Raw genomic sequence first — 26604 nt, 5'->3', positions numbered from 1 at the left:
CCATGCTCAACCTGCCCGATCGCCTTGGCAGCCGCAAGAGCTGTGCCCAGTTCGCCAACCTGCACACCTTTGTCGCGGTTGCCCGGCACCTGAGCTTCAGTCAGGCCGCGCAAGAGCTGTGCCTGACTGCCAGCGCCGTCAGCCATCGCATCGCCCGCCTGGAACAAGCCCTGGCGTTGCGCCTGTTCGAACGCCTGACCCGGCGCATTCGCCTGACCGCTGAAGGCGAGCGCCTCTATCAGGTGCTGCAAGGCTTGGAAGCGCAACTGCAAGAAGCCCTGCAACCGTCGACTGAAGAAGTCAGCGGTGCCCTGAGCCTGTATGTGCGGCCGTCGCTGGCCCAGCACTGGCTGGTGCCGCGCCTGGCGGATTTCCAGCAGCGCTATCGGCAGGTCAGCCTGGACATCCGCACCGGCAACGAGCCGGTGGATTTTCGCACCCGCCCGGTGGACCTGGCCTTGTTGTATGGCCATGGCGAGTTTCCCGGGCTGGCCAGCCAGTTGTTGATGGACGAGCACGTCGCCCCGGTGTGCAGCCCGCAGTATGCCGAGCGCCACGGCCTGATCGACCACCCCGGCCGCCTGGCCCAGTGCACCTTGCTGCACGATGCCCTGGCCTGGGAACATGCCGCCTTCGACGCCGAGTGGCAACGCTGGGCCGGCGAGCAGGGCGTACAACAGCACCTGCCCGCCCGCCACCTGACCTTCGACCGCTCCGACCTGTGCAGCGCCGCCGCCAGCCACCATGCCGGCGTGGCCATCGGTCGCCGGCGCCTGGTGCAACCGTTGCTGGACCAGGGCGCGTTGATCCTGCCCCTGGGGGGCTTCAGCCAGACGGCGGGGCAGGGTTACTACCTGGTGCATCCGCCGCGGGAGAGGTTACCGCTGCGTTTGCGGGTGATGATTGAGTGGTTGCGCGAGTGCGCGCTCAACTGACTTCGATCCAGCGCCCCTCCTGGCGATCCGACTGCACACACGCCTCGATAAATGCCATGCCGCGCAGGCCGTCTTCAGCGGACGGGCACAGGCGTGCCAAGGGCGCCGGGGCGCGCTGTTCGCGGCGGGCCCTGATCAGTTCGGCGGCGTCGCTGTAGATGTTGGCGAAGGCTTCGAGCAGGCCTTCGGGCTGGCCGGCCTTGATTCGCGTGGCTTGTCTGGCGGCATCGCTGAGCCAGCTTTCACCCCGGCGCAGCACCTGGTGCGGCTGGTCCTGGTGGCGCAGTTCGAGGCGCTCGGGTTGTTCCTGGTGCCAGTACAGCGAGCCGCTCGAGCCAAAGATCCGGATCTGCAAGCCATGGCGCTGGCCGGCAGCGACGAAGCTTGCCCATAGCAGGCCTCGGCCGCCGCCGCTCAGGCGCAGTTTGACGTGGGCGTTGTCGTCCGAGGCGCGGCCCGGCACCAGGGTGCTGAGCTCGGCCGAGACCTGGCTGACCTCCTGGCCTGTTACAAAGCGCAGCAGTTGGTGGGCATGCACGCCGACATCGGCCAGTACCGACGAAGCGCCGGCCTGGCTGGGGTCGGTGCGCCAGGCCAGGGCCTTGACCCCTTGCTGCTCCAGCGGGTGGGTGCCGAAGGCGCTGGCGTGCTCGACCTGCACCAGGCGCACCTCGCCGATCGCACCCTGGGCGATCAGTTCGCGGGCTTCGCGAATCAACGGGTAGCCGCTGTAGTTGTGGGTCAGCAGGTGCAGGGCCGGGCCTTGGCGAACCTGATCGAGCAGGGCATTGGCCTGGGCAAGGTTCGCCGCCAGCGGCTTGTCGCAGATGACGTCGATACCGTGCTTGAGAAACGCAAGGCTGGCCGGTACGTGCACGGCATTGGGCGCCATGATCGCCACCACCTGGATGCCGTCTGCGCGGGCGGCTTCGGCCCTGGCCATGGCTTCAAAATCGGCATAGGCGCGCTCTGGCGCCACGCCATAGGCCTGGGCTGCGGCCAGGTTGCGCTCGGGGTCGCGGGCGAAGACCCCGGCGACCAGCTGGTAATGGCCGTCCAGGGACGCCGCGTAACGGTGAGTCGAACCGATCGACGACTCCAGGCCGCCGCCGACAAAGCCCAGGCGCAGTCGTTGTTGTGGGTTGGCCATGGTTTTCATTGGGCGCCTCCGTTGGCGTGCTTGAGTTCGCGGGCAAAATGTTCGATCGCCAGCACATAGCCGTGAGTGCCGAAACCGGCCAGTACCGCCTTGGCCACCAGCGACACATAGGAGTGGTGGCGGAAGGCTTCGCGGCGGTGGACGTTGGAGATGTGCACCTCGATCACCGGTACCTCGGCGGCAATCAAAGCGTCGTGAATTGCCACCGAGGTGTGGGTCCAGGCGCCGGGGTTGATGACGACTCCGGCGACCCGGCCACGGGCCTGGTGAATCCAGTCGATCAGTTGGCCTTCGTGGTTGGTCTGCTGGAACTCAAGTTTCAGTTCCAGGCGCCGGGCGGCCTGCTGGCAGAGGTTTTCGACATCGGCCAGGGTTTCGCGGCCGTAGACTTCGGGTTGGCGCAGGCCGAGCATGTTCAGGTTGGGGCCGTTGAGCACGAGCAGGGTATTCATGGCTGGTTTCCAGTCAGGGCGTTGGCGCGCAGGGCGTCGTAGGTGGGTTTGTCCAGGCTTACCGCGTCGGCCTTGCCGAGCTGGTCGATGGGCGTGCGGTAGGTTTCCGGGGCGCTCCAGGCGGCGATGGCCGACAGCGCGGTGACCAGGCAGGTGATGGCGCCGATCAGCAGCGGCACGTTGTCGGAGCCCGGCGGCGCCACGGCGGTGAACAGCGCCGGCAGCAGGGCGGTGATCATGTAGCCGATGTTCTGCGCCACGGCCATGGCCGAGACCCGGTAATGGGTCTGGAACTGCTCGGGGAAGAAGCTTGGGAAGATGGCGTTATAGCCCTGGTAGATCATCCCCCACATCAGCAGCGAGGCGGCAAACGCCAGCGGCAGGTTGTGCAGGCTGATGGCATAGAGGTAAAGGAACGACATCAACCCGCAGCCGATGGCGCTGCCGATGATCAGCGGGCGGCGGCCGATTCGGTCGGAGAGGTTGCCGACAAAGGGGATCACCAGCACTGCGACGATGTTGCCGACCACCGGGATCCACAGGTACACGCTCTTGTCAAAACCCACGCCGTAGGCCGGCTGTACCGCATAGGCGGCGCCGAACACGGTGGTCACCACCGGGATCACGTTCATCAGCGACACCCCGAGTACTACCAGCATGCCGCGCCAGCTGTGCTTGAAGGCTTCACCGATGGGCGAGCGCTGGCGCACCACCTTGGCGACTTTCTGGGTGAACGCCGCCGGCTCCTCGACCTCGCGGCGGATGATGAATGCTGCCAGCAGCACGGCGGCACTGAGCAGGAAGGGGATGCGCCAGCCCCAGCTGTTGAAGGCCTCTTCGGGCATGAAATAGGCCAGCGGCAGGAAGATTGCCGCCGCCAGCACCTGGCCGGCCTGCACGCCCTGCAGGGTGAAGCTTGCGTAAAAGCCACGACGACCGGGCGGCGCATGTTCGAGGATCATCGAGCTGGCACCGGCGATTTCCCCGGCCACGGCAAAGCCCTGGACCAGGCGCAGCACCACCAATAGCACTGGCGCCCAGTAGCCGATCTGGTTGTAGGTCGGCAGCAGGCCGACGGCGAAGGTGGCCAGGCCCATCAACAGCATGCACAGCAGCAACACATGCTTGCGCCCGCGGGTATCGCCCCAGTGGCCGAGCACGAAGGCGCCGACCGGGCGCGCCAGGTAGCCGACGCCGTAGGTGGCCAGGGAGGCGACGATGGCCAGTTTCGGGTCGCTGGAAGGGAAGAAGATCTGCGGGAAAATCAGCGCCGCAGCCTGGGCATAAATGAAGAAGTCGTAGTACTCGAGCGCCGAGCCGACCCAGCCGCTGGCCGTGGCTTTCTTGGTTTGCCGGGCTGCATGCAGCCCTTGGGGATGGTTGGCCATCTGTCTGTCTCCGTTTGTTGTTGTTATGGAGCGGTAGGACTGGATAAAAGGCTTCAGAGGCTGTCGGTATCGACGATCTGCCCGCTGCGTGCGGCGCTGCTGATGGCTTCGACGATCTGCAGGTTGCGCAGGCCGTCGCGCACGCTCACCAGCGGCGCTTGTTCGCCACGAACCACCTGGCAGAAATGCGCCAGCTGGCGGGCCAGCGGGTCGGCGCTTTGCAGCGGCGCCACGGCGGTGCTGAAGGGTTTCCACCATGAGCGCTCGGCAGATTGCTCGTAGTACTTCAGGCGCATGGTCGGGATCGACAGCGTGCCCTGGGTGCCGCAGATCACGTAGCAGTCTTCGTCGGCGTAGCTGGGGTAATCGAGGTTCTCCCGCGCGGTCTGCTCCCAGCTGCGGGCGCAGGCGGCGGTGTCGCAGAGCATGAAGGTGCCGAGGGCGCCGTTGGCAAAGCGCAGGCTGATGGCGACGCTGTCTTCCACGGCAAAGCCACGGGTGGCGCTGGAAGCCTGGGCCTGCACGGCGACGATCTCGCCGCACAGCGAACGCAGGTTGCCGATCTCGTGGATCATGTTGATCAGCACCGGCCCGCCGCCGAGCTGCCGGCGCCAGGGCGCGGCGTCGAAATAGTCGTCGGGCTTGTAGAACAGCGCGCTGCCCATCACCGCTACCAGGTTGCCGAGCAAGCCTTCGGCGATTACCTCGCGGGCCTTGGCGAGGATCGCGCTGTGGGCACGGTGATGGCCGACCAGCAGCCGCGCACCCGTTTGCTCGGCGATCGCCAGCAGGCGCTTGCCTTCCTCCAGGGTGTGGGCCACGGGTTTTTCGATCAGCGCGGCAACGCCGTGGTCGACGCAGGCCAGGGCGCCTTCGACATGCAGGTGATTGGGCGTAGCGAGGATCACCCCGTCCGGGCGCTGCTCGGCAAACAGTTGCTCAAGTGAAGGGTAGAGGGCAACGCCGTGGCTGGCTGCCAGCTCGGCGGCGGCCGGGGCCGGGTCGATCAGGGCGGCCAGTTCGCACTCGGCGCTGGCCTGGATCAGTTCGATATGCCTGTGGCCAATCAGGCCGGCACCGGCAACGGCAATGCGAAGTTTGTTCATGGCGCTCTCGTTATTGTTATGCGGACCGCGGCAGCGGTTTTGTGAGAGGCTAATAAAAAACTCCCAGGAGATAATCGGGCCAGATGAAGAATCAGAATGCGCTATTAGCGAATAATGAACCGCTGCTGCGCGACCTGCAGTTGTTCTGCGAAGTGGCGCGCCGCTCAAGCTTCATCGCCGCCGCCACCGAGATCGGCCTGTCGCCGGCGCATGTCAGCAAGCGCATTGCCACCCTCGAGACCTTGCTGGGGGTCAAGCTGTTCAACCGCACCACGCGGCGGGTGAATATCACCAGCGACGGCGAGGCGGCGTTCATCTGGGCGCAGAAGATTCTCGAGAACGTCGAGTCGATGCTTGAGTCGTTGTCCGCTGCCCACAGCGAGCCGCGCGGCACCCTGCGTATCAGCACCAGCCTGCGCCTGGGCCGCGAGCACATCGCGCCGATCTTGTCGCTGTTGCGCAAGCGTCACCCGACCCTGGATATCTGGCTGGAACTGCTCGACCGCCGGGTCGACCTGATTGGCGAGAACTTCGATATCGACATCCGCGTCGGCGAGGTGCAGGAGAAACACCTGATCGCTCACCGCATTGCCGAGAACAAGCGGGTGCTGGCGGCATCGCCGGATTACCTGGCGCGGCGCGGCCCGGTGCGGGTACCGGCGGAACTGGCCCAGCACGATTGCCTGCTGTTTCGCAGCCGCGACGACCGCTTTGGCGTGTGGCGACTGGTCGGCCCGGGCGGGCCGGAAACGGTCAAGGTCACCGGGCCCATGGCCGCCAACCACAGCGATATCGTCCGCCAATGGGCGATGGACGGGCACGGCATCATCATGGCTTCGTACTGGGACGTGGCCGCCAGCTTGCAGGAGGGGTCGCTGGTCAGGGTGTTGCCGGCCTATCACCAGCCGGCGGATGTCTGGGCGGTGACGGCGGCGCGTTCGGGTAGCTCGGCGAAGGTCCGCAGTTGCGTGGCGTTCTTGCGCGAGCAACTGGCGCAGGGGCCGTTTGCGCTGGCGGTGGGTGGCTGAGGGGGCATCGCGGGCAGGCCGTCGCCGCATCGCCGATCCCACAGGTGCTGTACAGGCCTGGAAGTGTGGTAGTAACTGTCTTAAGAAGCTTGCAAGTATTGGGGCAGCCAGGCTGTGTTTGAGCTGATCCATTTGATGATGAGGCGCTGCCGGCGCCTTCCGCCCTTACGGCGGGTCACTTTTGCTTGGCGGCAAAAGTAACCAAAAACGCCCTGTCCCTTCATCGGCCCTGCGCTGCGCTCCGGGTTCCCTCCTTCCACCCTTGCTCCCGTGGGGGCGCGCCGAAGGGCCGTCCCTGGCCCTACGGCGCTCGCCGGCCATCCATGGCCGTCGCCCCACTACGCAAGGGTTCCACTCGGCCTTCTGCAAGGGACGATAGGTGGCGTCTGCAATTACGTACATCTAGAAGCAAAGGTGAGGTGTGAGCAGCATCGCCAATGGATCAGCTCGCGCCTCTAAAAGCCTACGCTACCTGTGGGAGTCGGCCTTGCCGGTGATGGGCTGCACAAGCAGCCCCAAGCACTCAATCGCCGGCTTGCACCTGCAGCATCCACTGCCCGTCGATTTCACGCACCAGGCCGCTGGCCAGGAACAGCGGCAGCAGGCGCTTGTGCAGCTGCGGTTCAACAAAACCTTTCACTGCGCTCAGGTCCAGCGCACCCAGCGCCGGCAGATCGGCCTTGGTGTACGAAAGCCAGGCCTTCTTCAGTGCATTGAGCACATCGCTGCCCGCGGTGTTGGCAAAGCGCCGGTTGAGCGTCTGGCCGTCGAGCACGAAGGTGTGCTGGTACTCGTAGCCTGTTTCGTCACCGCCGCTGGTGCGGCAGCGGATACAGGTGCAAGGCCCGTCGCCGAAGGCTTTTTGCAGGTAGTTGTTGAAATCCACCACGGGCTTGAGCCCCAGGCGCTTGTCGACCTCGAACATGTCCGAGGTCAGGTTCTGTTCAGCACTCAATGTCATTCCTCTGACAGGTTTTACCGGGGGGCACAATACCAGCCGGGGCGGGCCGAGGGTACCTCGGTGATGGATACCGACGCGTCTGACGAATAGATCGTGGCTAATCGCCACGATACACTGGTAAATCGTGCCTTTGCGTATGGAGTGGCACGAGGCTGCAGCCGACATTGGTTATGAGGAAAACACGCGAATGGATGAGTTGGCAATCAATGTTGCTGGTGAGTGGGTGGCGGTCGGCGTCTGGCTGGATGATTTTTTCAGTGATGAGGCAAATGGAAAGATTGATTCAATAAGCAAGCAAGGCTGCCTTGCTTTGGCGCAACACGGATCAATGGTCTGGAACCATTGGAGAAGGCTGCATCCAGCCAAGCCTTGTGGCCATTTTCACTATGAGAATGCAGCGGATTTTTCGGGCATAGACTTCCGCCGTCTTAAAAATGCTTGCGGAGGCGACCTTACATTCGCTGATTTTGAATTCGGTGATGGAGTGAACTTCAGCAATACTCAATTTCGCCGGCATTGGGAATTTGACCGGGCAGTGTTCGGGGAACGTGCGGATTTTTCCGGTGCTTTTATCGGGGCGCGCAGTAGTTTTAAAGCGGCTAGGTTTGAAAGGTTTACGAAATTCGAAAATGTAACCTTTGAGGACTGGATAGATTTCGACTTTGCTGAGTGCGGGCTGGATGTCAGCTTTGCGGGTTCCACCTTTGGCGCCAGTGTAAGGTTCAATGGCGTCAGTTTCGGCCCTGATATCACCTTTGATCGTTGTACTTTCGCTTCAGGGTGCTGTTTTGAAACCCTTCGCCCTGAGCGTCCCGAGAGCATTGGCTGGGCCCCCTACGAGCCGATCCACGATTCATTCAATGCCATTTCTTTCAAAGCATGCACATTTCAGGGAGAGGCGATTTTCAAGAACAGAGTTTTTCGTGATAAAGCGTGTTTTGATGATTCTTCATTTGCTACGCCGCCGGATTTCTCCGGGTGTACGCTGCATCAGTATGTCACCTTTGATGGAGTGGAATTCCCGGCGCCGAGCGGTGAGCAAGGTGCTATCCGGCGCTACCGCACGTTGAAGTTGGCCTTTAATGACTTGCAGGCCGGCCATGAGGAACAACGTTTCTTTTCGTTGGAGATGGCAGAGATTGCTGCGGCACAGAAGGGACATAAAAAATGGCTGTTTGATGTTTATGCAAAGCTCTCGGATTACGGTATGAGTATCGTCCGGCCGGCAACGTGGTATGCCATTTCATTTTGTGTGTTTGCTTTGTTGTATGGGCTGATGTCCTGGGTGACATACTGCTTCCCAGAAGGGAGTGAATGTATCGCCAGTAGTAAATGGATCGAATTCAGCCTGTTGCAAGCCATCCCGCTTCCGGGACTGGACAAGATGGTGGAGGCAGTCTGGCCCGTCGATGTGAAGGCGCGCGGAGTTGTGAGCGGGCTGATGACAGTTTTGATCATTACTCAGAAGCTGGTCTCGTTACTGCTGCTGTTCTTCATCGGCCTGGCACTGAGAAATTTGTTCAGATTCAAGTGAGGCCCCGGATACAGAGCCCCGCTTTTCTGAACGCGGTGAGCACGCAAAGACTGACAGGTGGGCGCAGGTCATCTGAAGGGCAAGCTTTTTCCGTCCTGCTCCTTTACCCTATGCGCCCGCTCGCGTCAGCTGACGCGGTTTTCCTGTCGTTGGAGTTTGACCATGTTGTACAAATACACCGCCACCGTGACCGTCAGCGACGACCTGCATGAAGATGTCGAGGCCGTGGAAAACCCGGGGATCAAGATCGGCCTGGAGGCCGTCAGCGAGACGCTGAAAAAGGTTCACTTCGTCAATACCCTGGCCGCCCCGGAAAAACCATCGCATATCTGCGTGACGCTGGAAAACGGCCTGACCTACTACGGTCCGATCGTCAACGGCCACGCCGAGCTGGAAGGCGGCTGGATTGCGTTCGAGAGCGACATGCTCACGCCCGAAGAGCTGGGCCTGTAATCAGTTGGGCCATAACAGCCCGGCCCAGAACAACCCGGCCAGGTACAAGGCCACGCCAAACACCCCATGGGCCAGCAGGCTGCGTGCCCGCGCCACATTCGGCTTGGGGGTTTTCGAGGCAAAGACACCGGCGCCCATGCCGGGCTGCATGATCAGGTAGGGCGCCGCCACGGTCGCCAGGCCAAGCACAAATGCTGGCATAAACCGTGGCTGTTGCGCCCACTCCAGCCCGCAAAGGGCGAGCAGCAAAGCGGCGAACATCACCCCTATTAGGTAATGCGCACTCCAGCCGATCAGCCGTTCGTTGGCCAGCGCAGGCGCCTTGGCGATGCTCTGATGGGCGAACTGCCCGCGCGGCATATGGCCAATCCAGCGGCCGACCAAGCCCCAGTTCGGCCCGGCCATGCCCAGCACGCGCAACTGGAACAGTGACCAGAGATCGGCAATGGCGGTGGCCGTTACGCCAATCAGTATCGCAAGGGTCAATCCTTCAAGCATGGCGTACTCCTTTTAATAACATTCAATAGATTGATTGAATGATTGGCCAATGCTACCTTGCTGTCAATGACTGATATGAAAACCCAGCAACACCAGCAGATTGCCGAGCTGGCGCGGACCCTTGGCCACGCCCATCGTCTGAATCTGCTCGAACAGATGGCGGGCGGTGAGCTGGCCGTCGAGCAACTGGCCCAGCAGTGCCAGCTGTCGGTGGCCAACGCCTCCCAGCACCTGCAGCACTTGCGCCGCGCCGGCTTCGTGCAGACCCGCCGTGATGGCAAGCGCGTGCTCTACCGGCTCAGCGCCGGGCCGATCACCGAGGTGCTGGCGGCGCTCGGGCAATTGGCCGCGTTCAACCGTGCGGCGATCCGCGAGCTGATGAGCGATAGCCTGAGTGCGCCTGACCAGCTGGAAGGGATCAGCAGGGAAGAGCTGCTTGAGCGTTTGCAGGAGCACAGCGTGACCCTGCTCGATGTGCGCCCGGCCGAGGAATTTGCCCAGGGGCACTTGCCGGGGGCGATCAATATTCCATTCAGCGAATTGCAGCAGCGCCTGGGAGAACTGCCGGCCAGCCAGGAAGTGGTCGCCTATTGCCGTGGGCCCTGGTGCGTGTTTTCCCGCGATGCGGTGACGGCCCTGAAAGCCGGGGGCTTCAAGGCGCGTCATTACCTTGCGGGCGTTGAGCAGTGGCCCGGGCCGCTGCAGGGTTAAGCCAGCTCGCCAAGGCAGCGTTCGAGGATATCAAGGCCTTCTTCCAGCACCTCAGGCTCGATGGTCAGCGGTGCCAGCAAGCGGATGATGTGCCGCGCCTTGCCGCTGGGCATCAGCAGCAGGCCGGCGCTCCTGGCAGATGCCAGCAGGTGTGCCAGCTGCGCCGTGGCCGGACTGCCATTGGCGTTGACCAGCTCGATGCCACGCATGGCGCCGGTGCCGGTCAGGCGGCCCAGGTAAGGTGAAAGTTTGTTGGCCTGCCAGCGTTTGAAGCGCCTGAGCAGCGCCGCTTCCTGCTGCTCGCCCCAGGTTGCCAGGTTGGCATCGTTCATTTCATCCAGGGTGGCCAGCGCGGCGGCGCAGGCTATTGGGTTGCCGGAGTAGGTACCGCCCAGGCCGCCTTTGGGCAGGTTGTCGACCAGCGCCTTGCGCCCGACCACCGCGCCCAGCGGCATGCCGCCGGCAATACTCTTGGCCAGCAACAGCAGGTCCGGCTCGATGCCCAGGCGCGGGAAGGCGAAGCGCTGGCCGGTGCGGCCAAAACCCGACTGGATTTCATCGATGATGAGCAGGATCCCGTGCTGGTCGCAGAAGCTGCGCAAGGCCTGGGCGAACGCAGGTTCCATAGCCAGGAAGCCGGCCTCGCCCTGCACCGGTTCAAAGATGAAGGCGGCCACGTCATTGACGTCGATCTCGACGCTGAACAGGCGCTGCATGGCCTCGAGCGCCTGCTCGGTGCTCACCCCGGTGTCCTGGCTGGGGAAGGGCAGGTGATACACCGGCCCCGGCAGCACGCCGACGCGCTGCTTGTAGGGGGCGACCTTGCCGTTGAGGTTGAGGGTCGCCAGGGTGCGGCCATGAAAGCCGCCGTCAAAGGCGATGATCGCAGTCTTGCCGGTGGCACCGCGAGCGATCTTCAGGGCGTTTTCTGCAGCTTCCGCACCGCTGTTGGTGAGCATGCCACTGAGCGGGTAAGACACTGGCACGAACTGCGCCAGCCGGTGCATCAGCTCGATGTAGGGCTCATGCCCGGCGGCGTTGAAGGCGTAGTGGGTCAGGCGCGTGGCCTGCGTCTGGATGGCGGCGACAATTCGCGGGTGGCAGTGGCCCAGGTTCAACACGCCAATACCGCCGACAAAATCAATATAACGTTTGCCGTCGGTGTCCCAGACTTCCGCGTTTTTACCGTGTGACAGTGTAATAGGGTGAACTACGGAAATAGACTGGCTGATAGTTTCGTGACTCATTTGCCCGCGGCCTCGCTGCAGTTTCTTATTATCTAAGCGAGCCGCGGTTATTCAGTGCAAACGAAATAAAGGATTGCAATCATTCCTTCAATTCCGGAACTTGCCCGCCACTGCCCACGCGCTCAACGATCCACTCGACAAAGGCGCGGACCTTGGGCACCTCGGCGGCATGCTCGGCGTGGGCGATAAAATGCGAGCCCTCGCTGGTTTTCGAGTGGTTCCAGGGGATCGCCAATTTGCCTTCGGCCAGCTCCTCGGCCACCAGATAACGCGGGACAAGGGCGATGCCGCAGCCGGCCTGGGCGGCGCGGATGCACATGTAGAAGGTGTCGAAGCGTGGGCCGTGGTAGCTGTTCTGGCTGTGCAGGCCCTGGCCGAGAAACCACTCATGCCAGGCCTCGGGCCGCGAGGTGCACTGCAGCAGGCGGTGTTCGGTGAGTGATTCGGCACTGTCGAAGTGCTGCCGGGCCAGCAGGTCCGGGGCGCACACCGGCACCACCTGCTCCTTGAACAGCTCGATGCAGGTTGCCCCGGGCCAGGTGCCCTGGCCGAAAAAGAAGGCGATGTCGGCCTTGGCCTGAACCAGGTCGAAGGGTTCCAGTTCGTTGCGGATGTCCAGGTGAATACGCGGATGGCGCTCGCCGAAGCCCTTGAGGTTGGGCACCAGCCAACGCTCGCCGAAGGTCGGCTGGGTGGCGATGCGCAGCACTTCGGTCTCGCCGCCATAACTGAGGATGTAGCGGCTGGACATGTCCAGTTGCACCAGGATCTTGTTCACCTCGGCCAGGTACAGGGCGCCGGCCGGGGTCAGGTGCAGGCGCCGGCGGATGCGCTGGAACAGCGGGTGCGAGAGCATCTCTTCAAGCTGCGCGACCTGCTTGCTCACCGCGCTCTGGGTCAGGTGCAGCTCTTGGGCTGCACGGGTAAAACTCAGGTGCCGGGCGGCGGCTTCGAAGCACTGCAGGGCGGTGGTGGAGGGCATCAGGCGTTTGGACATGGGCGGGGTCAACCTGGCGAAAAAGAGATGAGGTCATTCCGTTACGGAATCATGTGCTTCTAAAAGGTCGTTTGTGAGCAGCGGCCCTATAGATTAATACTGACCTGCATCAACGATTTCAACCCGTATCCGCTGTAGGAGAATAATAAGATGGTTGCTGAACTACTTACCCGTTTGGGCGTGCCTGAAAGTTTATATAACGGCGGCACTCATGCTGTTTTTACGCCCATCGACGGCAGCCAGATCGCAGCGCTTACCCTGGAAGACAAAGCGGCGGTAACCCGTCGTATCGACGCCGCCCATGGGGCCTTCTTGCGCTGGCGTGATGTGCCGGCTCCACGGCGTGGCGAACTGGTGCGGCTGTTCGGCGAAGTGCTGCGCAAGCACAAGGCCGAGCTCGGCGAGCTGGTGTCGATCGAAGCCGGCAAGATCACCCAGGAAGGCCTGGGCGAAGTGCAGGAAATGATCGACATCTGCGACTTCGCCGTCGGCCTGTCGCGCCAGCTCTATGGCCTGACTATCGCCTCCGAGCGCCCGGGCCACCATATGCGTGAAACCTGGCACCCGTTGGGCGTGGTTGGAGTGATCAGCGCCTTCAACTTCCCCGTCGCGGTCTGGGCCTGGAACACCACCCTGGCATTGGTGTGCGGCAACGCCGTGGTCTGGAAGCCGTCGGAGAAAACCCCGCTGACCGCGCTGGCCTGCCAGGCGCTGTTCGAAAAAGCCCTGAAAGCCTTTGGTGATGCGCCAGAAGGCCTGAGCCAGTTGATCATCGGTGATCGTGAGGCCGGCGAAGCGCTGGTCGACGATCCGCGCGTGCCGCTGGTCAGCGCCACCGGCAGCACCCGCATGGGCCGTGAAGTCGGCCCGCGGGTGGCTGCACGTTTCGGCCGCAGCATCCTCGAACTGGGTGGCAACAACGCGATGATTCTTGCACCGAGTGCCGACCTGGATCTGGCCGTGCGCGGCATCCTCTTCAGCGCCGTCGGTACTGCTGGCCAGCGCTGCACCACCTTGCGCCGGCTGATCGTCCATCGCTCGATCAAGGACGAAGTGGTTGCTCGGGTCAAAGCCGCCTACGCCAAGGTTCGTATCGGTGATCCACGCAAGGACAACCTGGTCGGCCCGCTGATCGACAAGGCTTCGTTCGAAGGCATGCAGGACGCCCTGGCGCGCGCCCGCGATGAAGGCGGCCAGGTGTTTGGCGGTGAGCGGCAGATTCAGGACCAGTACCCGAATGCCTACTACGTGGCCCCGGCGATCGTCGAGATGCCTGGCCAGAGCGCCGTGGTTCGTCATGAAACCTTTGCACCGATCCTCTACGTGCTGGCCTACGACGAGTTCGAAGAAGCCCTGCGCCTGAACAACGAAGTGCCGCAAGGCTTGTCGTCGTGCATCTTCACCACCGACCTGCGCGAAGCCGAGCGCTTCCAGAGCGCCGCGGGCAGTGACTGCGGGATTGCCAACGTCAACATTGGCACCAGCGGTGCGGAGATTGGCGGCGCCTTTGGCGGTGAGAAGGAAACCGGCGGTGGCCGTGAGTCGGGCTCGGATTCGTGGAAGGCCTACATGCGCCGGCAGACCAATACCGTGAACTATTCCCGCGAGCTGCCGTTGGCGCAGGGGATTGTCTTCGACTGACCCGCGATAAGTACACCACCGTACAAGAACAAGCAGTAGAGGGTTACCCATGGCATCGCTACAACAAAAGAAACAGCGTTCGCTGCAACACGGTCTGACCTCGCGCCAGGTGTCGATGATCTCCATTGCCGGGATCATCGGCGCCGGGCTGTTCATTGGCTCGTCAACGGCCATCGCCACCGCCGGGCCGGCCATTCTGATTTCCTACACCATGACCGGCCTGCTGGTGCTATTGGTGATGCGCATGCTCGGGGAGATGGCCATCGCCAACCCCAACAGCGGCTCGTTCTCCACCTACGCCAGCCAGGCCATCGGGCCCTGGGCCGGGTTTACCATCGGCTGGCTGTACTGGTGGTTCTGGGTGCTGATCATTCCGGTCGAGGCGATTGCCGGTGCCGATATCCTGCATGCCTACTTCCCCGGCGTGCCGTCGTGGCTGTTCGCCTTTCTGATCATGATCGTGCTGTCGGGCACCAACCTGATCAGCGTGAAGAACTTCGGCGAGTTCGAGTACTGGTTCGCGCTGATCAAGGTCATTGCCATTCTTGCCTTTATTGGCGTCTGCACCCTGGCGGTGTTCGGCTTCTGGCCACTGGCCGAAGTCTCCGGCGTGCAGCAACTGTGGGCCACTGGCGGCTTCATGCCCAACGGCTTTGGCGCGGTGCTCGGCGGCGTGCTGGTGACCATTTTCTCGTTCTTCGGCGCCGAGATCGTCACCATCGCCGCCGACGAAACGTCCAACCCCAAGGACAAGATCCGCAGGGCCACCAACCTGGTGGTGTACCGCATCGCGATCTTCTACATCGTCTCGATCTTCTTCATCGTTTCGCTGGTAGCCTGGAACGACCCGGGCCTCAAGGCCGTTGGCTCGTTCCAGCGCGTGCTGGAAGTGCTCAACGTGCCGGGCGCCAAGCTGATGGTCGACCTGGTGGTGCTGGTGGCGGTGACCAGTTGCATGAACTCGGGGCTTTATACCGCCTCGCGCATGCTCTACTCGCTGGGCTCGCGGGGCGAGGCGCTGAAGATGACCAAGCGTATCTCCGGCAATGGCGTGCCGACCGTGGCGGTGATTCTCTCGACCTTCGCAGGCTTTGCCGGTTGCCTGGTCAACTATGTGTTCCCGGGCAAGGTCTTCGGCTTCTTGCTCTCGACCACCGGCGCCATCGCCTTGCTGGTGTACCTGGTGATTGCTGTGTCGCAGCTGCGCATGCGCGCCATCACCGATCGCCAGGGCACGGAGCTTGCGTTCAAGATGTGGCTGTTCCCGTGGCTGACCTGGCTGGTCATCGGCCTGATTACCCTGGTGCTCGGCTACATGCTGATCAGCCCGGCCTACCGCTATGAAACCCTGATGACCGCGGGGGTGACCCTGGCCATCCTGCTGATCTCGCTGACCCGCCGTAAAACACCGGCCAGCGAGCCGGCCGGCAGCCCGGCGGTATCGGCCAAAGGCCTCTAGCGCGGCGCTTGGCACGGCAAAAGCCCATGACCGGTTCATGGGCTTTTTCGTTGTCCGGCGTTACTATCGGCGTTGCTTTCCCTTTAAAAAACAGACAATCAGGAAGCCTATGAGTACCCAAGCCTTATCCCTGCAGGAACTGGCCGCCCCCGAAGGCGTCTGCTACGGCTGTGGCTGTTCCCACCCCAGCGGCCTGCACCTGAAAAGCCACTGGGACGCCGACGGTATCCACCTGCTGTGCCGGCACTCGCCCGACAGCACCTTCCTCGGCTGGCCGGGGCTGGTCTATGGCGGTTTGCTGGCGATGCTGGTCGACTGCCATTCGAACTGGACCGCCATGGCCTACCACTACCGCGCCGAAGGCCGCGAGCCGGGCAGCCTGCCGCGTATCGACTGCGTCACCGGCCAGCTCAACCTGACCTACCTGAAACCCACGCCGATGGGCGTCGAGCTGCTGCTCAAGGCCCGGGTCGAGGGTGAAGTGGGGCGTAAGAGCCGGGTGATCTGCGAAGTCTGGGCCGACGACGTGCTGACCGTCAGCGCTGACTCGGTGTTCGTCCGGGTCGACACCGAAAAGCTCAAGCACAAGGCCCACGGCACCGCTTAAAACGGCACGGCAATGGTCAACTGGCTGTAGACGTTGGTGCCATTGCCGCCAACCTGGTTGCCGCCGTCATCGCTGCTCTTGCGCGGCTGGTACAGGCCCAGCAGCGGGCTGATGATCAGGTGCTCGCTGACCGCCCATTCGGCGTACAGGTCCAGCTCGCGGCCGTCGAGGTTCAGCGTGCCACGCTCGTGCAGGGACTTGTAGTTGAACAGCAGCACGCCCAGGGTCAGGGCCTCGACCGGGGTGGCCTTGAGGCCGACAAAGTGCACGTCGTTGTTGCTGTTGAACGGGCCTGAATAGTTGCCCGTGACCTCGCCCTGGAACCAGGTGCCGTAGCCGCGGTTCATGCCGTTGAACATCGAGTCCCAGCCTTCGGAATAGCGGCTGTAGCGGTAGGTCAGGTCCGGGCGCCAGGGCACCTCGGCAAAGGTGTAGCCGGCTTCGGCGTACCAGGCTTTCTCCGGCCCTGCGTGCTTGTTTTGCCAGGCATATTCGAAGGCGAAATGCGCGTTCTCGACCCCAGCATCACCGGCGCCGCGCAGGCTGTAGATGTCCATGCCTTCACGTTGTTTCTGGAACTCGCTGGCATAGCGATCATCGACATTCAGGCCGCGAATGTAAGTCAGTTCCAGGGTGCCGGGGGCAGCGCTGTAGGCCAGGGTGCCGGCGGCCAGTTCGCTGTTGGCCTGGGCGCGGTTGTCCGACTTCATCCACAACAGGCTGCCATGCAGGCCATCCTTGGCGCCCAGGCGCAGTACTGCGGTCTTGTCGAAAGCATGGCGGGCGGCCAGATAATAGGCGCCGCCGCGATTGAGCTCGCCGTCGGCCGGGCCCTTGCCGAAGTTCAGGCCGTCGTCGTTGATGATGAAACCATCGCCGAGGGTGATGACCTGGCGACCGAACGACAGGTCCAGGCCATCCTCGCCCAGTGCCGGGATCAGTTTGCCCGAGCGCCAGCCGGCGAAGGCTTCGTCGAATTTAGTCGTGCGTTCGCTGCCATCGCTGATGCCGGCAGCATCGCCGTCGCCCCAGGTCGCCGAGCTGACCAGGTTGGCGGTGCCATAAACCGTGCCCAGTTCGCCCAGGCGCTGGTCGGCGCTCAAGCCATATTTGATAAAGCCTTCGCGCCAGGTCGAGCCGCCTGGGGTGTCGTCGTAATTCTTGCGGCTGTTGAACAGGCCGTACACGGCGAGGAAGTTGGCGTTCAGGTGGGTGTCGTCATCGGCATACAGCTCAAGTGCCTGAACCGGGGGCAGGGCCAGCAGCAGGCTGAGGCTGGTGCCCTTGAGCAAATGGGGGAGGCGGGTGGTCATGGCGCAGGTTCCCTAAAGGAGGCGTTGGTGGCCGCCATTTAGGGTTCGAAGGCCCCGGCAGGTCTTTGCTTTGCCTGCCAGGGCGGTTGATCCTGCTCGCCAGCAGGTTTAGCGCAGGGTAGCGGCCATCTTCGCGAACACGTCGAGCACGGCGCTGGCCAGGTCCTTGCTGCGTTGGCCGTTCCAGCCGGTTTCGGCGTTGGGCGCGTCGTCGTGGTCTTTGAACGGCATCTCAAGGGTCAGCGACAGGCAGTCATGGGCCTGGCCGACGCTGTTGCAGGCCAGGGTCATATTGGCCTGGCCAGGGGCGGAGCGCGGGTAGCCATGGACCTGCTGGAAGTCCACGGTGCGCTTGCACAGGCTGTCGCGGAAGGTGGTTTCCAGGGCAGCGATACGCGCGTTGTAGCCGGGGTTGCCTTCGCAGCCGGCGGTGAACACGTGGGGGATTTCTTCGTCGCCGTGCACGTCGAGGAACAGGTCGACGCCGTGCAGCTTCATCTGCTGCTGGGCGAAGAATACCTCCGGGCTCTTGTCGATGCTCGCATCCTGCCAGGCGCGGTTCAGGTCCTGGCCCTTGGCGTTGGTGCGCAGGTGGCCGTGGATGGCGCCGTCGGGGTTCATGTTCGCGATCAGGTACAGGTCGGCTTCCTGCAGCAAGGCCTGGATCGTCGGGTCATTGTCTTGCAGGCGGTCGATCACCCCCTCCATGAACCATTCGGCCATGTGCTCACCCGGGTGCTGCTGGGCGATGATCCACAGTTTGCGCTTGGTTGCGGCGCCGTCGCCGGCGCGCAGCAACTGGATGTCACGGCCTTCGACGCTGCGGCCGGTGGCCAGCAGTTCAACGCCAGGCAGGCTGGTGGCGCGTTCAATCAACTGATTGTGGCGCGCGCGCGGGTAAGGCTCGAAATAGGCAAACCAGGCCTGGGGCCGTTCGGCCTTGAGGCTGAATTCGAGGGCCTTGCCGTCGAAAGTGGTGGGCACCCGGAACCACTGTTGCTGGTCGTAGGAGGCCACGGCCTGGTAACCGCTCCAGGCCTCATGGTAGGACGAGGCACCGGCGTTTTCCAGGACAAAATCATGGGTCTGGCCCGGGGTCAGCCCCGCAGCCTTGAAGTGGAACCACTGGAAGTGCTCGCTGCGGGTGTCGGGGCGGATCTCCAGGCGCACCCGTGCAGGGTCACTGGCATCCTTGACGAGGATGTTGCCGGAATCGAAATCGCAGTCGATGTGCAGGGGGGACAGCGTCACGGTCATCACCAGGCTCCATGTAGAGTTGTTGTGGCAACTACTCTACACGCCTGGCTCAGGACCAGAAACCGATCGCTGCCAATGCCGCCAGGCCCAGGCCGATGGCCACCGAGCAACCGCCCAGCGACAGCGCGGCGCGTGGTTGCCGGTACCAGCCGTCCTCGCCCAGTTGGCGCGCCGGAGCCAGCAGCGAGCGCCAGCGCAGCTCGGTGGCGTGGAACGCCTCGCGGTGTGCCGGGGCGCTGTCTAGCCAGCGGCGAAAATCGATGCGTTCGCTGGCCGTCACGTCCGGGCTTTGCAGGCGTACGTACCACTGGCCGGCGATGCTCGCCAGGGCGTCGCGCTCTTCGCGGGCAATCTGCAGCGCCTGGTTCATGTGGCGCTCGACAGTGATGGCCGGCAGGTCGAGGCGCTCGGCAATGCTGGCGAACGACAGTTGATCGAGGCGGCTGAGGAGGAATACCTGCTGAACGCGGCGCGGCAGCTTTTTCAGGCGCTGCAGCAGGGCATCGTCCGCCAGATGGTGGGAAAGGGGATTGTGTTCAAGGGGCAGCAACAGACGGGTCATGTACAAGCTCCTTGCTGGTCGGTGGAGTGGGGGCGTCTTCCTTGACGCTGCAACAGCTTATTCGTAACGAGATTGATTCTCAAGTGCTAATTCCGCAAAGCGCTGTTACAACCATTCACTGTGCGACATTCATTTGCTATCATCGCGGCCATTCAAGCAACACCCATCTTCATTAGCCTGAAGACCAAAAAAAAGACCCGGCAAAAAGCCGGGTCAAAAACCGTGATTAGCCTGATGAGGAGATAATCTGAGAGTCCGACCTAAGGGCTTTCAGTTTATCCAACCAGTCTCGCGACCAGTTGTGAGCAATAATAATCGTTATCATTTGCAAGTCAAATGAATTTTCTGTCATTGCGTAAAAACTTTTACGCAGTGCGCTCCCTCCTGACCGGCGGACACCAGCACCCGCCTTCGGTCGACTCCCACGTAACGTTCTGCAACAGGCTCAGGAATGCTCCTGATTGGCTGCCGTGCGCTCGAGCATGGCCCTGGCCATGTTGATCATGTGCATCGACGCCAGCGCCAGGTCGCGCGGTACGCCTTGCATGCCGTCAGCCGATTCGTAGGCGGTGGCGGCAGCGCAGCGCAATATATTGCTGGCATGGGCGGTGGCCTGGGCGCTGCTGAGGCCCTCACGGGCGACCAGCAGCGGCTCGTCGGGGCCAAAGGTCACCGGTGCCGGGTTGAGGTAGTAATCCAGCGCGCGCCGGGCGGCATCACTGTTACTTAATGCTTCGGAATCAAGGCTGAGGTCCGTTTCAGGGGATATCGGTTTCATGCGTCTGCCTGCTGTTTGGATAAGCGATGAAAGGTGTTGGCAGATATTAATACGCTATGTAGTTATGGCTATTGTTTAAATACTACAATATGTGTATTGAGCGCCAGAAGGCAGTCCGTATCGTGCCAGCGATGGATAAATGGACTGACCTGGTTAAAGCCAGGATGCGTGAACTGAAAGTCACGCAGGAAAATCTCGCCGAACGCATCGGAGTCACCCAGGGCGCCGTGGGCCACTGGCTGCGCGAGGAGCGCGAGCCGAAACTGCGGGTGCTCAACCAGATTCTGGTGGAAGTGGGGCTGCCGCCGCTGCAGATGGTTTTCCCCAATCAGGTGTCGGAAAGCAACGGTTCCTACACGGTATCGGGCAACCCGACTACTGTGGCTGGCGCCGATGGCCTACAGCACGAACTGTATTTTCGCTACCCGATTCTGGCCTGGGGCAATCTTGACCCGGTTGAGGTGGCCGATGACACGCCGTTGCAGTCAACCGACTATAAAGCGCAGGGGCGGGCGTTCTGGCTCAGGGTCGAAGGCGACGCGATGACCGCGCCGTTGGGCTTGAGCGTGCCGGAGGGCATGCTGATCCTGGTCGATACCGGGCTTGCGGCCGAACCCGGCAAACTGGTGATCGCGCGTTCGCCAGGCAGCACGGCAACGAGTTTTCGCCAGTTGAGCGAGGAGGGCGGCCAGCGCTACTTGCGCCCGCTCAACCCGACCTATCCCAAGGCCTTGTGCAGCGAGCAGTGTGAGTTGCTGGGGGTGGTGGTGCAGGCATTGGTCAAGTTTTGAGCTGAATCTCATCGCGGGGCAGGCGATCCGACTTGCCCCGCGATGAGGCCCTCAAGCCTCGTCCAGCTCCACCAGCACAGCCCCTTCACTGACCATCTCGCCTTCCTGGCAGAACAGCGCCTTGACTGTCCCGGCATGGGGCGCGCGGATGCTGTGTTCCATCTTCATGGCTTCCAGCACCACCAGCTGCGTGCCAGCTTCCACCGCCTGGCCAACCTCCACCAGCACCCGTACGATGCTGCCGTTCATTGGCGCGCCAAGGCCGCCCTGATGGCTGTGGCTGGCATCGGCCTCGGCAATCGGGTCGTAGCGGTTGACGCTGTGCAGCTCGCCGTCCCATTGCAGGTACAGGGTCTGGCCACGGCGGATTGCCAGGTGCCGGCGGCGCAGGCCGTCTTCGTCGATCAGTAGCTGCTCGCCGTCCAGGGTCAGCTTCGATGCATCCGCCTGAGTCAGGTTGATGACCCGAGCTTCACCGTTGCAGGTCAGGTGCAGGCTGACCTGCGCCGGCACGCCGGCACGAAAGCCGTTGTTGGCGGCCCACGGCGAGTGACGGTCATCGTCACGCGGTCGCAGCGGCTGGCTCTGGATGAAGGCTTCGGCCGCCGCCTGCCAGAACGCCGCCGGCAAGGCTTGCGGTGCCGGTAGCAATTGTTCCTGATAACGCGGGATGAAACCGGTATCCAGCTCGGCCTCGGCAAATGCCGGGTGGGCGAGGATGCGCCGCAGAAAGGCGATATTGGTTTTCAGCCCGCCGATGGCAAACTCGTCGAGCATCGCCAGCAAGCGCAAGCGCGCCTGCTCGCGGGTTTCGCCCCAGGCGATCAGTTTGCCGAGCATCGGGTCATAGAACGGCGAGACGTCGTCGCCTTCGCTGACGCCGCTGTCCACCCGTCGGCCTTCGCCCGGCGCCGACTCGCGGTACAGCGCCAGGTGGCCGGTGGCCGGGAGAAAGTCATTGGCCGGGTCTTCGGCATACAGGCGCACTTCGATGGCATGGCCGTTGAGCGGCACCTGCGCCTGGGTGATTGGCAATGGCTCGCCACAGGCGACGCGGATCTGCCAGGCGACCAGGTCCAGGCCGGTGATCGCTTCGGTGACCGGGTGTTCGACCTGTAGGCGGGTGTTCATCTCCATGAAGAAGAACTCGCCGCGGGCATCGAGCAGAAACTCCACAGTACCGGCACCGACATAGCCGATGGCCTGGGCCGCCTTGACCGCCGCTTCGCCCATGGCCTGGCGCTGGGCGCTGCTCAGGCCCGGGGCAGGGGCTTCTTCGACGACCTTCTGGTGCCGGCGCTGGATCGAGCAGTCGCGCTCGTTGAGGTACAGGCAGTTGCCGTGCTGGTCGGCGAACACCTGGATCTCTACGTGGCGCGGCTTGAGCACGTATTTTTCCACCAGCATGCGCGCATCGCCGAACGACGACTGTGCTTCACGCTGGGCCGAGGCCAGGGCTTCGCCGAGCTGGCTTTCGTGCTCGACCACCTTCATGCCTTTGCCGCCGCCGCCAGCGGTAGCCTTGAGCAGCACCGGGTAGCCGATCTTTTCGGCGGCGGCGCGGAAGGTTTCCAGGTCCTGGGCTTCGCCGTGATAACCCGGCACCAGCGGCACGCCGGCCTGTTCCATCAGGGCCTTGGCCGCCGACTTGCTGCCCATGGCATCGATGGCGCTGGCCGGTGGGCCGAGGAAAATCAGCCCGGCCTGCTCGATGGCACGGGCAAAGCCTGCGTTTTCGGACAAAAAGCCGTAGCCGGGGTGGATCGCCTGGGCGCCGCTGGCTTTGGCCGCAGCCAGCAGCTTGTCGATGTCCAGGTAGCTGTCAGCGGCCTTGGCGCCGCCGAGGTCGACGCGAATGTCAGCTTCGCGGCTGTGCCGCGCTTCACGGTCGATGGCGCTGTGCACGGCCACAGTGGTCAGGCCCAGGGCCTTGGCGGTGCGCATCACCCGGCAGGCGATCTCGCCGCGGTTGGCGACCAGCAGGGTGGTCAACGGGGTGCGGCTCATGGGCGCGGCTCCTTGTGCGACGGTTGGCCCTGCCAGGCCGGGCTGCGTTTTTCCAGGAAGGCGCGCAGGCCTTCCTGGCCTTCAGGGCTGACGCGAATGCGGGCGATGGCGTTTTCGCAGTAGCGGCGGATGGCCGGGGTCAGCTCGCCGGGGCCGACTTCACGCAGCAGCTCCTTGCTGGCACGCATGGCCTGCGGGCTGTTGAGCAGCAGGTTGTCGATCCAGTTGTCGACCTGCTGTTCCAGCTCGGCGGCCGGGTAGGCTTCGGCCAGCAGGCCCAGCTCACGGGCGCGCTCACCGCTGAAGCGTTCGGCGGTGAGGGCGTAGCGGCGCGCGGCGCGCTCGCCCATGGCCTGGACCACGAACGGGCTGATCACCGCTGGCGCCAAGCCGATGCGCACTTCCGACAGGCACAACTGCGCGTCACTGGCGCCAATGGCCATGTCGCAGCAGCTGATCAGGCCCAGGGCGCCACCAAAGGCTGCGCCTTGCACCACCGCCAGGGTCGGCACCTTGAGCCGCGCCAGGTTGTACATCAGCTCGGCCAGCTCGCGGGCGTCGTCAAGGTTGGTGTTGTAATCCAGTTGCGCCGACTGCTGCATCCAGGCCAGGTCGGCACCGGCGCTGAAGTGCCGGCCACGGCCGCGCAGCAGCACGAAACGCAGGCTGCTGTCGGCGCCGATATGGTCGATGGCGATGATCAGCTCGCGGATCATCTGCGCGTTGAAGGCGTTGTTCTTGTCTTCCCGGCTCAGCCACAGGGTGGCGAAACCACGGTGGTCCTTGATCAGTTCAAGGGTAGTGAAGTCGCTCATGGTCACATCCGGAAAATGCCGAAACGGCTCTGTTCGATCGGTGCGTTGAGGGCCGCGGACAACGCCAGGCCAAGGATCTCGCGGGTTTGCGCCGGGTCGATGACGCCGTCGTCCCACAGCCGGGCGCTGGAGTAGTAAGGGTGGCCCTGGTGCTCGTACTGGTCGAGGATCGGCTGCTTCAGACGCGCTTCGTCTTCGGCGCTGAAGGCCTGGCCGCTGCGCTCGCTCTGCTCGCGCTTGACCTGGGCGAGCACGCCGGCGGCCTGTTCGGCGCCCATCACGCCGATCCGTGCGTTTGGCCACATCCACAAGAAGCGCGGGTCGTAGGCGCGGCCGCACATGCCGTAGTTGCCGGCTCCAAAGCTGCCGCCGATGATCACGGTGAACTTCGGCACCTGGGCGCAGGCCACCGCGGTGACCAGCTTGGCGCCATGCTTGGCGATGCCACCGGCCTCGTACTTCTGGCCGACCATGAAGCCGGTAATGTTCTGCAAGAACAGCAGCGGGATGCCGCGCTGGCAGGCCAGCTCGATGAAGTGCGCGCCTTTTTGCGCAGCTTCTGCGAAGAGGATGCCGTTGTTGGCCAGGATCGCTACCGGATACCCGTGCAGGTGGGCAAAGCCGCACACCAGAGTGGTGCCGAACAACGCCTTGAACTCATCGAATACCGAGCCGTCGACCAGCCGCGCAATTACCTCGCGCACATCGAACGGCTGCTTGGCATCGGCCGGCACCACGCCGTACAGCTCTTCACTGCTGTACAGCGGCGCCACCGGCGCGCGCTGCTGCAACTCGCCGAGCTTGTGCCAGTTGAGGTTGGCCACGCAGCGCCGGGCGATGGCCAGGGCGTGCTCGTCGTTGTCGGCATAGTGGTCGGCGACGCCGCTGGTTTTGCAGTGTACGTCGGCGCCGCCGAGGTCTTCGGCGCTGACCACTTCGCCGGTGGCAGCCTTGACCAGCGGGGGGCCGGCAAGAAAGATCGTCGCCTGCTGGCGGACCATGATCGCTTCGTCGGCCATGGCCGGCACATAGGCGCCGCCGGCGGTGCACGAGCCCATGACCACGGCGATCTGGGGAATGCCGAGGGCGCTCATGTTGGCCTGGTTGAAGAAGATCCGCCCAAAGTGCTCGCGGTCGGGGAACACTTCATCCTGGCGCGGCAGGTTGGCGCCACCGGAGTCCACCAGGTACAGGCACGGCAGGCGGTTCTGCAGGGCGATGGCCTGGGCGCGCAGGTGTTTTTTCACCGTTAGCGGGTAGTAGGAGCCGCCTTTGACCGTGGCGTCGTTGGCGACGATCATGCATTCGACGCCTTCGACCCGGCCAATGCCGGCGATCACGCCTGCGGCCGGGACGTCTTCGCCGTACACCTCATGGGCGGCCAGCTGGCCGATTTCAAGGAACGGCGAACCTGCGTCGAGCAGGCGGTCGATACGTTCGCGTGGCAGCAGTTTGCCCCGCGAGGTGTGCCGCTCCTGGGCCTTGGGCCCGCCGCCCTGGTGCACCTGGGCGATCAGGCTGCGCAAGGCGTCGACCTGGTTCGCCATGGCGGCGTAGCTCTGCGCGAACTCTGCTGACTTCGGATTGATGTGAGACTTGATGATCATTGTGGTTCCTCACGCAGAATCAAGCGACAAGCTTCAAGCTGCAAGACTGATCTGTGTTATGGCGGCAGTCGCGAGCCGTCAGCACTGCGGGGGCTGCATCGACTTGCCGCTTGTAGCTTGCTGCTAAGCGCTTCAGCGCGTCTCTTGGAAGAGTTCTCGGCCGATCAGCATCCGGCGGATCTCACTGGTGCCGGCGCCGATCTCGTAGAGCTTGGCATCGCGCAGCAGGCGGCCGGCCGGGAATTCGTTGATGTAGCCGTTGCCTCCCAGAATCTGGATCGCCTCAAGGGCCATCTGGGTGGCGCGCTCGGCGGTGTAGAGGATGACCCCGGCGGCGTCCTTGCGCGTGGTTTCGGCGCGGTCGCAGGCCTGGGCCACGGCGTACAGGTAGGCGCGGCTGGCGTTGAGCTGGGTGTACATGTCGGCGATTTTGCCCTGGATCAGCTGGAACTCGCCGATGCTCTGGCCGAACTGCTTGCGGTCGTGGATGTAGGGCACCACCAGGTCCATGCAGGCCTGCATGATCCCGGTCGGGCCGCCGGAGAGCACCACGCGCTCGTAGTCCAGGCCGCTCATCAGTACTTTGACGCCGCCGTTGAGCACGCCGAGGATGTTCTCTTTGGGTACTTCGACGTTGTCGAAGAACAGCTCGCAGGTGTTCGAGCCGCGCATGCCCAGCTTGTCGAACTTGTTGCTGCGGCTGAAGCCTTTCCAGTCGCGTTCGACAATAAAGGCGGTGATGCCGTGGGCGCCTTTGTCGAGGTCGGTCTTGGCGTAGATCACGTAGGTGTTGGCGTCCGGGCCGTTGGTGATCCAGGTCTTGCTGCCGTTGAGGACGAAGTGGTCGCCGCGCTGTTCGGCGCGCAGTTTCATCGATACCACGTCGGAACCGGCATTCGGCTCGCTCATGGCCAGGGCGCCGATGTGCTCGCCGCTGATCAGCTTGGGCAGGTACTTGGCTTTCTGTTCGGCGTTGCCGTTGCGGTTGATCTGGTTGACGCAGAGGTTGGAATGGGCGCCGTAGGAGAGGGCGACCGAGGCCGAGCCGCGGCTGATTTCTTCCATGGCCACCACGTGGGCCAGGTAGCCCAGGCCGGCGCCGCCGTATTCTTCACTGACGGTGATGCCCAGCAGGCCCATGTCACCGAACTTGCGCCACATGTCGGCGGGGAACAGGTTGTCCTGGTCGATCTGCGCGGCGCGCGGCGCCAGCTCTGCGGCGACGAAGGACTGCACCTGGTCGCGAAGCATGTCGATGGTTTCGCCCAGGGCGAAGTTCAGGGTCGGATAACGCATGC

At 63.4% G+C, this 26604-nt stretch carries 25 protein-coding genes; 9 read left to right on the top strand and 16 right to left on the bottom strand.

The window, feature by feature from the left end:
- Positions 1-2: 2 nt before the first annotated feature.
- Positions 3-935, top strand: coding sequence for a DNA-binding transcriptional regulator DsdC (gene dsdC / locus BLR26_RS18490; protein WP_093383791.1), 933 nt, complete (start codon positions 3-5; stop codon positions 933-935).
- Here dsdC and BLR26_RS18485 read toward each other — a convergent pair.
- Genes BLR26_RS18485 through BLR26_RS18470 form a run of 4 tightly spaced genes read right to left on the bottom strand, consistent with a single transcriptional unit; the run spans position 928 to position 5040 of the window.
- Positions 928-2094 (bottom strand): Gfo/Idh/MocA family protein, encoded by a 1167-nt coding sequence (locus BLR26_RS18485; protein ID WP_218124487.1) that lies wholly within the window; start codon positions 2092-2094, stop codon positions 928-930. The genes dsdC and BLR26_RS18485 overlap by 8 nt on opposite strands.
- Positions 2091-2546, bottom strand: coding sequence for a type II 3-dehydroquinate dehydratase (aroQ, locus tag BLR26_RS18480; protein WP_045196826.1), 456 nt, complete (start codon positions 2544-2546; stop codon positions 2091-2093). Before aroQ ends, BLR26_RS18485 begins: the two co-directional genes overlap by 4 nt.
- A complete protein-coding gene (locus BLR26_RS18475) occupies positions 2543-3934 on the bottom strand; it encodes an MFS transporter (RefSeq protein WP_045196828.1) in 1392 nt (463 codons plus the stop codon). Before BLR26_RS18475 ends, aroQ begins: the two co-directional genes overlap by 4 nt.
- A gap of 53 nt (positions 3935-3987) precedes the next feature.
- Positions 3988-5040, bottom strand: coding sequence for a Gfo/Idh/MocA family protein (locus tag BLR26_RS18470; protein ID WP_045196830.1), 1053 nt, complete (start codon positions 5038-5040; stop codon positions 3988-3990).
- A gap of 83 nt (positions 5041-5123) precedes the next feature.
- Between BLR26_RS18470 and BLR26_RS18465 the strand changes: the two genes are divergently transcribed.
- Positions 5124-6068, top strand: a complete 945-nt coding sequence (locus BLR26_RS18465; protein ID WP_093383788.1) for a LysR family transcriptional regulator — start codon at positions 5124-5126, stop codon at positions 6066-6068.
- A 523-nt stretch (positions 6069-6591) separates the two neighbouring features.
- Here the strand turns inward: BLR26_RS18465 and BLR26_RS18460 are convergent.
- The gene (locus BLR26_RS18460; RefSeq protein WP_045196835.1) at positions 6592-7023 is read right to left on the bottom strand and encodes a hypothetical protein; all 432 of its coding nucleotides are present in this window, start codon (positions 7021-7023) and stop codon (positions 6592-6594) included.
- 193 nt (positions 7024-7216) lie between these two features.
- Here BLR26_RS18460 and BLR26_RS18455 point away from each other — a divergent pair, with 193 nt between their 5' ends.
- Together BLR26_RS18455 and BLR26_RS18450 are read left to right on the top strand one after the other, a co-directional pair.
- Positions 7217-8563 (top strand): pentapeptide repeat-containing protein, encoded by a 1347-nt coding sequence (locus BLR26_RS18455; RefSeq protein ID WP_093383785.1) that lies wholly within the window; start codon positions 7217-7219, stop codon positions 8561-8563.
- A 162-nt stretch (positions 8564-8725) separates the two neighbouring features.
- Positions 8726-9016: a hypothetical protein gene (locus tag BLR26_RS18450; protein WP_302184308.1), complete on the top strand. Its 291-nt coding sequence runs from the start codon at positions 8726-8728 to the stop codon at positions 9014-9016.
- Here the strand turns inward: BLR26_RS18450 and BLR26_RS18445 are convergent, their stop codons facing one another.
- Positions 9017-9514: a DUF2938 domain-containing protein gene (locus BLR26_RS18445; protein ID WP_093383779.1), complete on the bottom strand. Its 498-nt coding sequence runs from the start codon at positions 9512-9514 to the stop codon at positions 9017-9019.
- A gap of 75 nt (positions 9515-9589) precedes the next feature.
- On the opposite strand from BLR26_RS18445, the gene BLR26_RS18440 reads away from it, so the two are divergent.
- Positions 9590-10225, top strand: a complete 636-nt coding sequence (locus tag BLR26_RS18440; protein WP_093383775.1) for an ArsR/SmtB family transcription factor — start codon at positions 9590-9592, stop codon at positions 10223-10225.
- On the opposite strand, the gene BLR26_RS18435 is transcribed toward BLR26_RS18440, so the two are convergent.
- Together BLR26_RS18435 and BLR26_RS18430 are read right to left on the bottom strand one after the other, a co-directional pair.
- Positions 10222-11472: a 2-aminoadipate transaminase gene (locus tag BLR26_RS18435; protein WP_093383769.1), complete on the bottom strand. Its 1251-nt coding sequence runs from the start codon at positions 11470-11472 to the stop codon at positions 10222-10224. The two genes, BLR26_RS18440 and BLR26_RS18435, sit on opposite strands and share 4 nt — an antisense overlap.
- Before the next feature lie 79 nt (positions 11473-11551).
- The gene (locus tag BLR26_RS18430) at positions 11552-12469 is read right to left on the bottom strand and encodes a LysR substrate-binding domain-containing protein (protein ID WP_093383763.1); all 918 of its coding nucleotides are present in this window, start codon (positions 12467-12469) and stop codon (positions 11552-11554) included.
- Positions 12470-12619: 150 nt separating this feature from the next.
- Between BLR26_RS18430 and BLR26_RS18425 the strand changes: the two genes are divergently transcribed.
- The 3 genes from BLR26_RS18425 to BLR26_RS18415 all read left to right on the top strand — a co-directional run bounded on the left by BLR26_RS18425 (position 12620) and on the right by BLR26_RS18415 (position 16176).
- A complete protein-coding gene (locus tag BLR26_RS18425) occupies positions 12620-14110 on the top strand; it encodes an L-piperidine-6-carboxylate dehydrogenase (protein ID WP_093383760.1) in 1491 nt (496 codons plus the stop codon).
- A 49-nt stretch (positions 14111-14159) separates the two neighbouring features.
- On the top strand, positions 14160-15569 hold the full coding sequence (locus tag BLR26_RS18420) for an amino acid permease (RefSeq protein ID WP_045198501.1): 1410 nt from the start codon (positions 14160-14162) through the stop codon (positions 15567-15569).
- Positions 15570-15678: 109 nt separating this feature from the next.
- Entirely contained in the window at positions 15679-16176 is a 498-nt protein-coding gene (locus tag BLR26_RS18415) for a PaaI family thioesterase (RefSeq protein ID WP_045198503.1), read from the top strand.
- On the opposite strand, the gene BLR26_RS18410 is transcribed toward BLR26_RS18415, so the two are convergent.
- The 4 genes from BLR26_RS18410 to BLR26_RS18395 all read right to left on the bottom strand — a co-directional run bounded on the left by BLR26_RS18410 (position 16173) and on the right by BLR26_RS18395 (position 20086).
- Entirely contained in the window at positions 16173-17489 is a 1317-nt protein-coding gene (locus BLR26_RS18410; protein ID WP_093383757.1) for an alginate export family protein, read from the bottom strand. The genes BLR26_RS18415 and BLR26_RS18410 overlap by 4 nt on opposite strands.
- Before the next feature lie 108 nt (positions 17490-17597).
- Positions 17598-18746, bottom strand: coding sequence for a M14 family metallopeptidase (locus BLR26_RS18405; RefSeq protein WP_093383753.1), 1149 nt, complete (start codon positions 18744-18746; stop codon positions 17598-17600).
- Positions 18747-18795: 49 nt separating this feature from the next.
- Positions 18796-19308 carry a DUF4880 domain-containing protein gene (locus BLR26_RS18400; protein ID WP_045198509.1) on the bottom strand — a complete coding sequence of 171 codons (513 nt, stop codon included), beginning with the start codon at positions 19306-19308 and terminating at the stop codon, positions 18796-18798.
- 445 nt (positions 19309-19753) lie between these two features.
- Positions 19754-20086, bottom strand: coding sequence for a DUF6124 family protein (locus BLR26_RS18395; protein ID WP_045198511.1), 333 nt, complete (start codon positions 20084-20086; stop codon positions 19754-19756).
- Between the two features lie 131 nt (positions 20087-20217).
- Here BLR26_RS18395 and BLR26_RS18390 point away from each other — a divergent pair, with 131 nt between their 5' ends.
- A complete protein-coding gene (locus tag BLR26_RS18390; RefSeq protein WP_045198513.1) occupies positions 20218-20877 on the top strand; it encodes a LexA family protein in 660 nt (219 codons plus the stop codon).
- A 51-nt stretch (positions 20878-20928) separates the two neighbouring features.
- On the opposite strand, the gene BLR26_RS18385 is transcribed toward BLR26_RS18390, so the two are convergent.
- From BLR26_RS18385 to BLR26_RS18370, 4 genes are all read right to left on the bottom strand, one after another.
- A complete protein-coding gene (locus tag BLR26_RS18385) occupies positions 20929-22884 on the bottom strand; it encodes an acetyl/propionyl/methylcrotonyl-CoA carboxylase subunit alpha (protein WP_093383750.1) in 1956 nt (651 codons plus the stop codon).
- A complete protein-coding gene (locus BLR26_RS18380; RefSeq protein ID WP_093383745.1) occupies positions 22881-23699 on the bottom strand; it encodes a gamma-carboxygeranoyl-CoA hydratase in 819 nt (272 codons plus the stop codon). The genes BLR26_RS18385 and BLR26_RS18380 overlap by 4 nt, the downstream gene beginning before the upstream one ends.
- 2 nt (positions 23700-23701) lie before the next feature.
- Positions 23702-25306 carry a carboxyl transferase domain-containing protein gene (locus BLR26_RS18375; protein ID WP_045198519.1) on the bottom strand — a complete coding sequence of 535 codons (1605 nt, stop codon included), beginning with the start codon at positions 25304-25306 and terminating at the stop codon, positions 23702-23704.
- A 132-nt stretch (positions 25307-25438) separates the two neighbouring features.
- Entirely contained in the window at positions 25439-26602 is a 1164-nt protein-coding gene (locus BLR26_RS18370; RefSeq protein ID WP_045198521.1) for an isovaleryl-CoA dehydrogenase, read from the bottom strand.
- Positions 26603-26604 lie beyond the last annotated feature (2 nt).

This window comes from Pseudomonas sp. UC 17F4 (assembly GCF_900101695.1).
In the GTDB taxonomy this organism is placed as follows: domain Bacteria; phylum Pseudomonadota; class Gammaproteobacteria; order Pseudomonadales; family Pseudomonadaceae; genus Aquipseudomonas.
Note: the sequence above shows the minus strand (reverse complement) of the source record. Positions and strands in the feature narration are given on the sequence as shown.

Bases quoted from the DNA above. Each gene is read 5' to 3' on its own strand.
- BLR26_RS18395 (WP_045198511.1), bottom strand. From the start codon at position 20,086: ATGAAACCGATATCCCCTGAAACGGACCTCAGCCTTGATTCCGAAGCA.
- BLR26_RS18485 (WP_218124487.1), bottom strand. From the start codon at position 2,094: ATGAAAACCATGGCCAACCCACAACAACGACTGCGCCTGGGCTTTGTC.
- BLR26_RS18425 (WP_093383760.1), top strand. From the start codon at position 12,620: ATGGTTGCTGAACTACTTACCCGTTTGGGCGTGCCTGAAAGTTTATAT.
- BLR26_RS18415 (WP_045198503.1), top strand. From the start codon at position 15,679: ATGAGTACCCAAGCCTTATCCCTGCAGGAACTGGCCGCCCCCGAAGGC.
- BLR26_RS18385 (WP_093383750.1), bottom strand. From the start codon at position 22,884: ATGAGCCGCACCCCGTTGACCACCCTGCTGGTCGCCAACCGCGGCGAG.
- BLR26_RS18435 (WP_093383769.1), bottom strand. From the start codon at position 11,472: ATGAGTCACGAAACTATCAGCCAGTCTATTTCCGTAGTTCACCCTATT.
- BLR26_RS18430 (WP_093383763.1), bottom strand. From the start codon at position 12,469: ATGTCCAAACGCCTGATGCCCTCCACCACCGCCCTGCAGTGCTTCGAA.
- BLR26_RS18375 (WP_045198519.1), bottom strand. From the start codon at position 25,306: ATGATCATCAAGTCTCACATCAATCCGAAGTCAGCAGAGTTCGCGCAG.
- BLR26_RS18420 (WP_045198501.1), top strand. From the start codon at position 14,160: ATGGCATCGCTACAACAAAAGAAACAGCGTTCGCTGCAACACGGTCTG.
- BLR26_RS18390 (WP_045198513.1), top strand. From the start codon at position 20,218: ATGGATAAATGGACTGACCTGGTTAAAGCCAGGATGCGTGAACTGAAA.
- aroQ (WP_045196826.1), bottom strand. From the start codon at position 2,546: ATGAATACCCTGCTCGTGCTCAACGGCCCCAACCTGAACATGCTCGGC.
- BLR26_RS18405 (WP_093383753.1), bottom strand. From the start codon at position 18,746: ATGACCGTGACGCTGTCCCCCCTGCACATCGACTGCGATTTCGATTCC.
- BLR26_RS18380 (WP_093383745.1), bottom strand. From the start codon at position 23,699: ATGAGCGACTTCACTACCCTTGAACTGATCAAGGACCACCGTGGTTTC.
- BLR26_RS18450 (WP_302184308.1), top strand. From the start codon at position 8,726: ATGTTGTACAAATACACCGCCACCGTGACCGTCAGCGACGACCTGCAT.
- BLR26_RS18445 (WP_093383779.1), bottom strand. From the start codon at position 9,514: ATGCTTGAAGGATTGACCCTTGCGATACTGATTGGCGTAACGGCCACC.
- BLR26_RS18410 (WP_093383757.1), bottom strand. From the start codon at position 17,489: ATGACCACCCGCCTCCCCCATTTGCTCAAGGGCACCAGCCTCAGCCTG.
- BLR26_RS18475 (WP_045196828.1), bottom strand. From the start codon at position 3,934: ATGGCCAACCATCCCCAAGGGCTGCATGCAGCCCGGCAAACCAAGAAA.
- BLR26_RS18370 (WP_045198521.1), bottom strand. From the start codon at position 26,602: ATGCGTTATCCGACCCTGAACTTCGCCCTGGGCGAAACCATCGACATG.
- dsdC (WP_093383791.1), top strand. From the start codon at position 3: ATGCTCAACCTGCCCGATCGCCTTGGCAGCCGCAAGAGCTGTGCCCAG.
- BLR26_RS18455 (WP_093383785.1), top strand. From the start codon at position 7,217: ATGGATGAGTTGGCAATCAATGTTGCTGGTGAGTGGGTGGCGGTCGGC.
- BLR26_RS18440 (WP_093383775.1), top strand. From the start codon at position 9,590: ATGAAAACCCAGCAACACCAGCAGATTGCCGAGCTGGCGCGGACCCTT.
- BLR26_RS18470 (WP_045196830.1), bottom strand. From the start codon at position 5,040: ATGAACAAACTTCGCATTGCCGTTGCCGGTGCCGGCCTGATTGGCCAC.
- BLR26_RS18400 (WP_045198509.1), bottom strand. From the start codon at position 19,308: ATGACCCGTCTGTTGCTGCCCCTTGAACACAATCCCCTTTCCCACCAT.
- BLR26_RS18465 (WP_093383788.1), top strand. From the start codon at position 5,124: ATGAAGAATCAGAATGCGCTATTAGCGAATAATGAACCGCTGCTGCGC.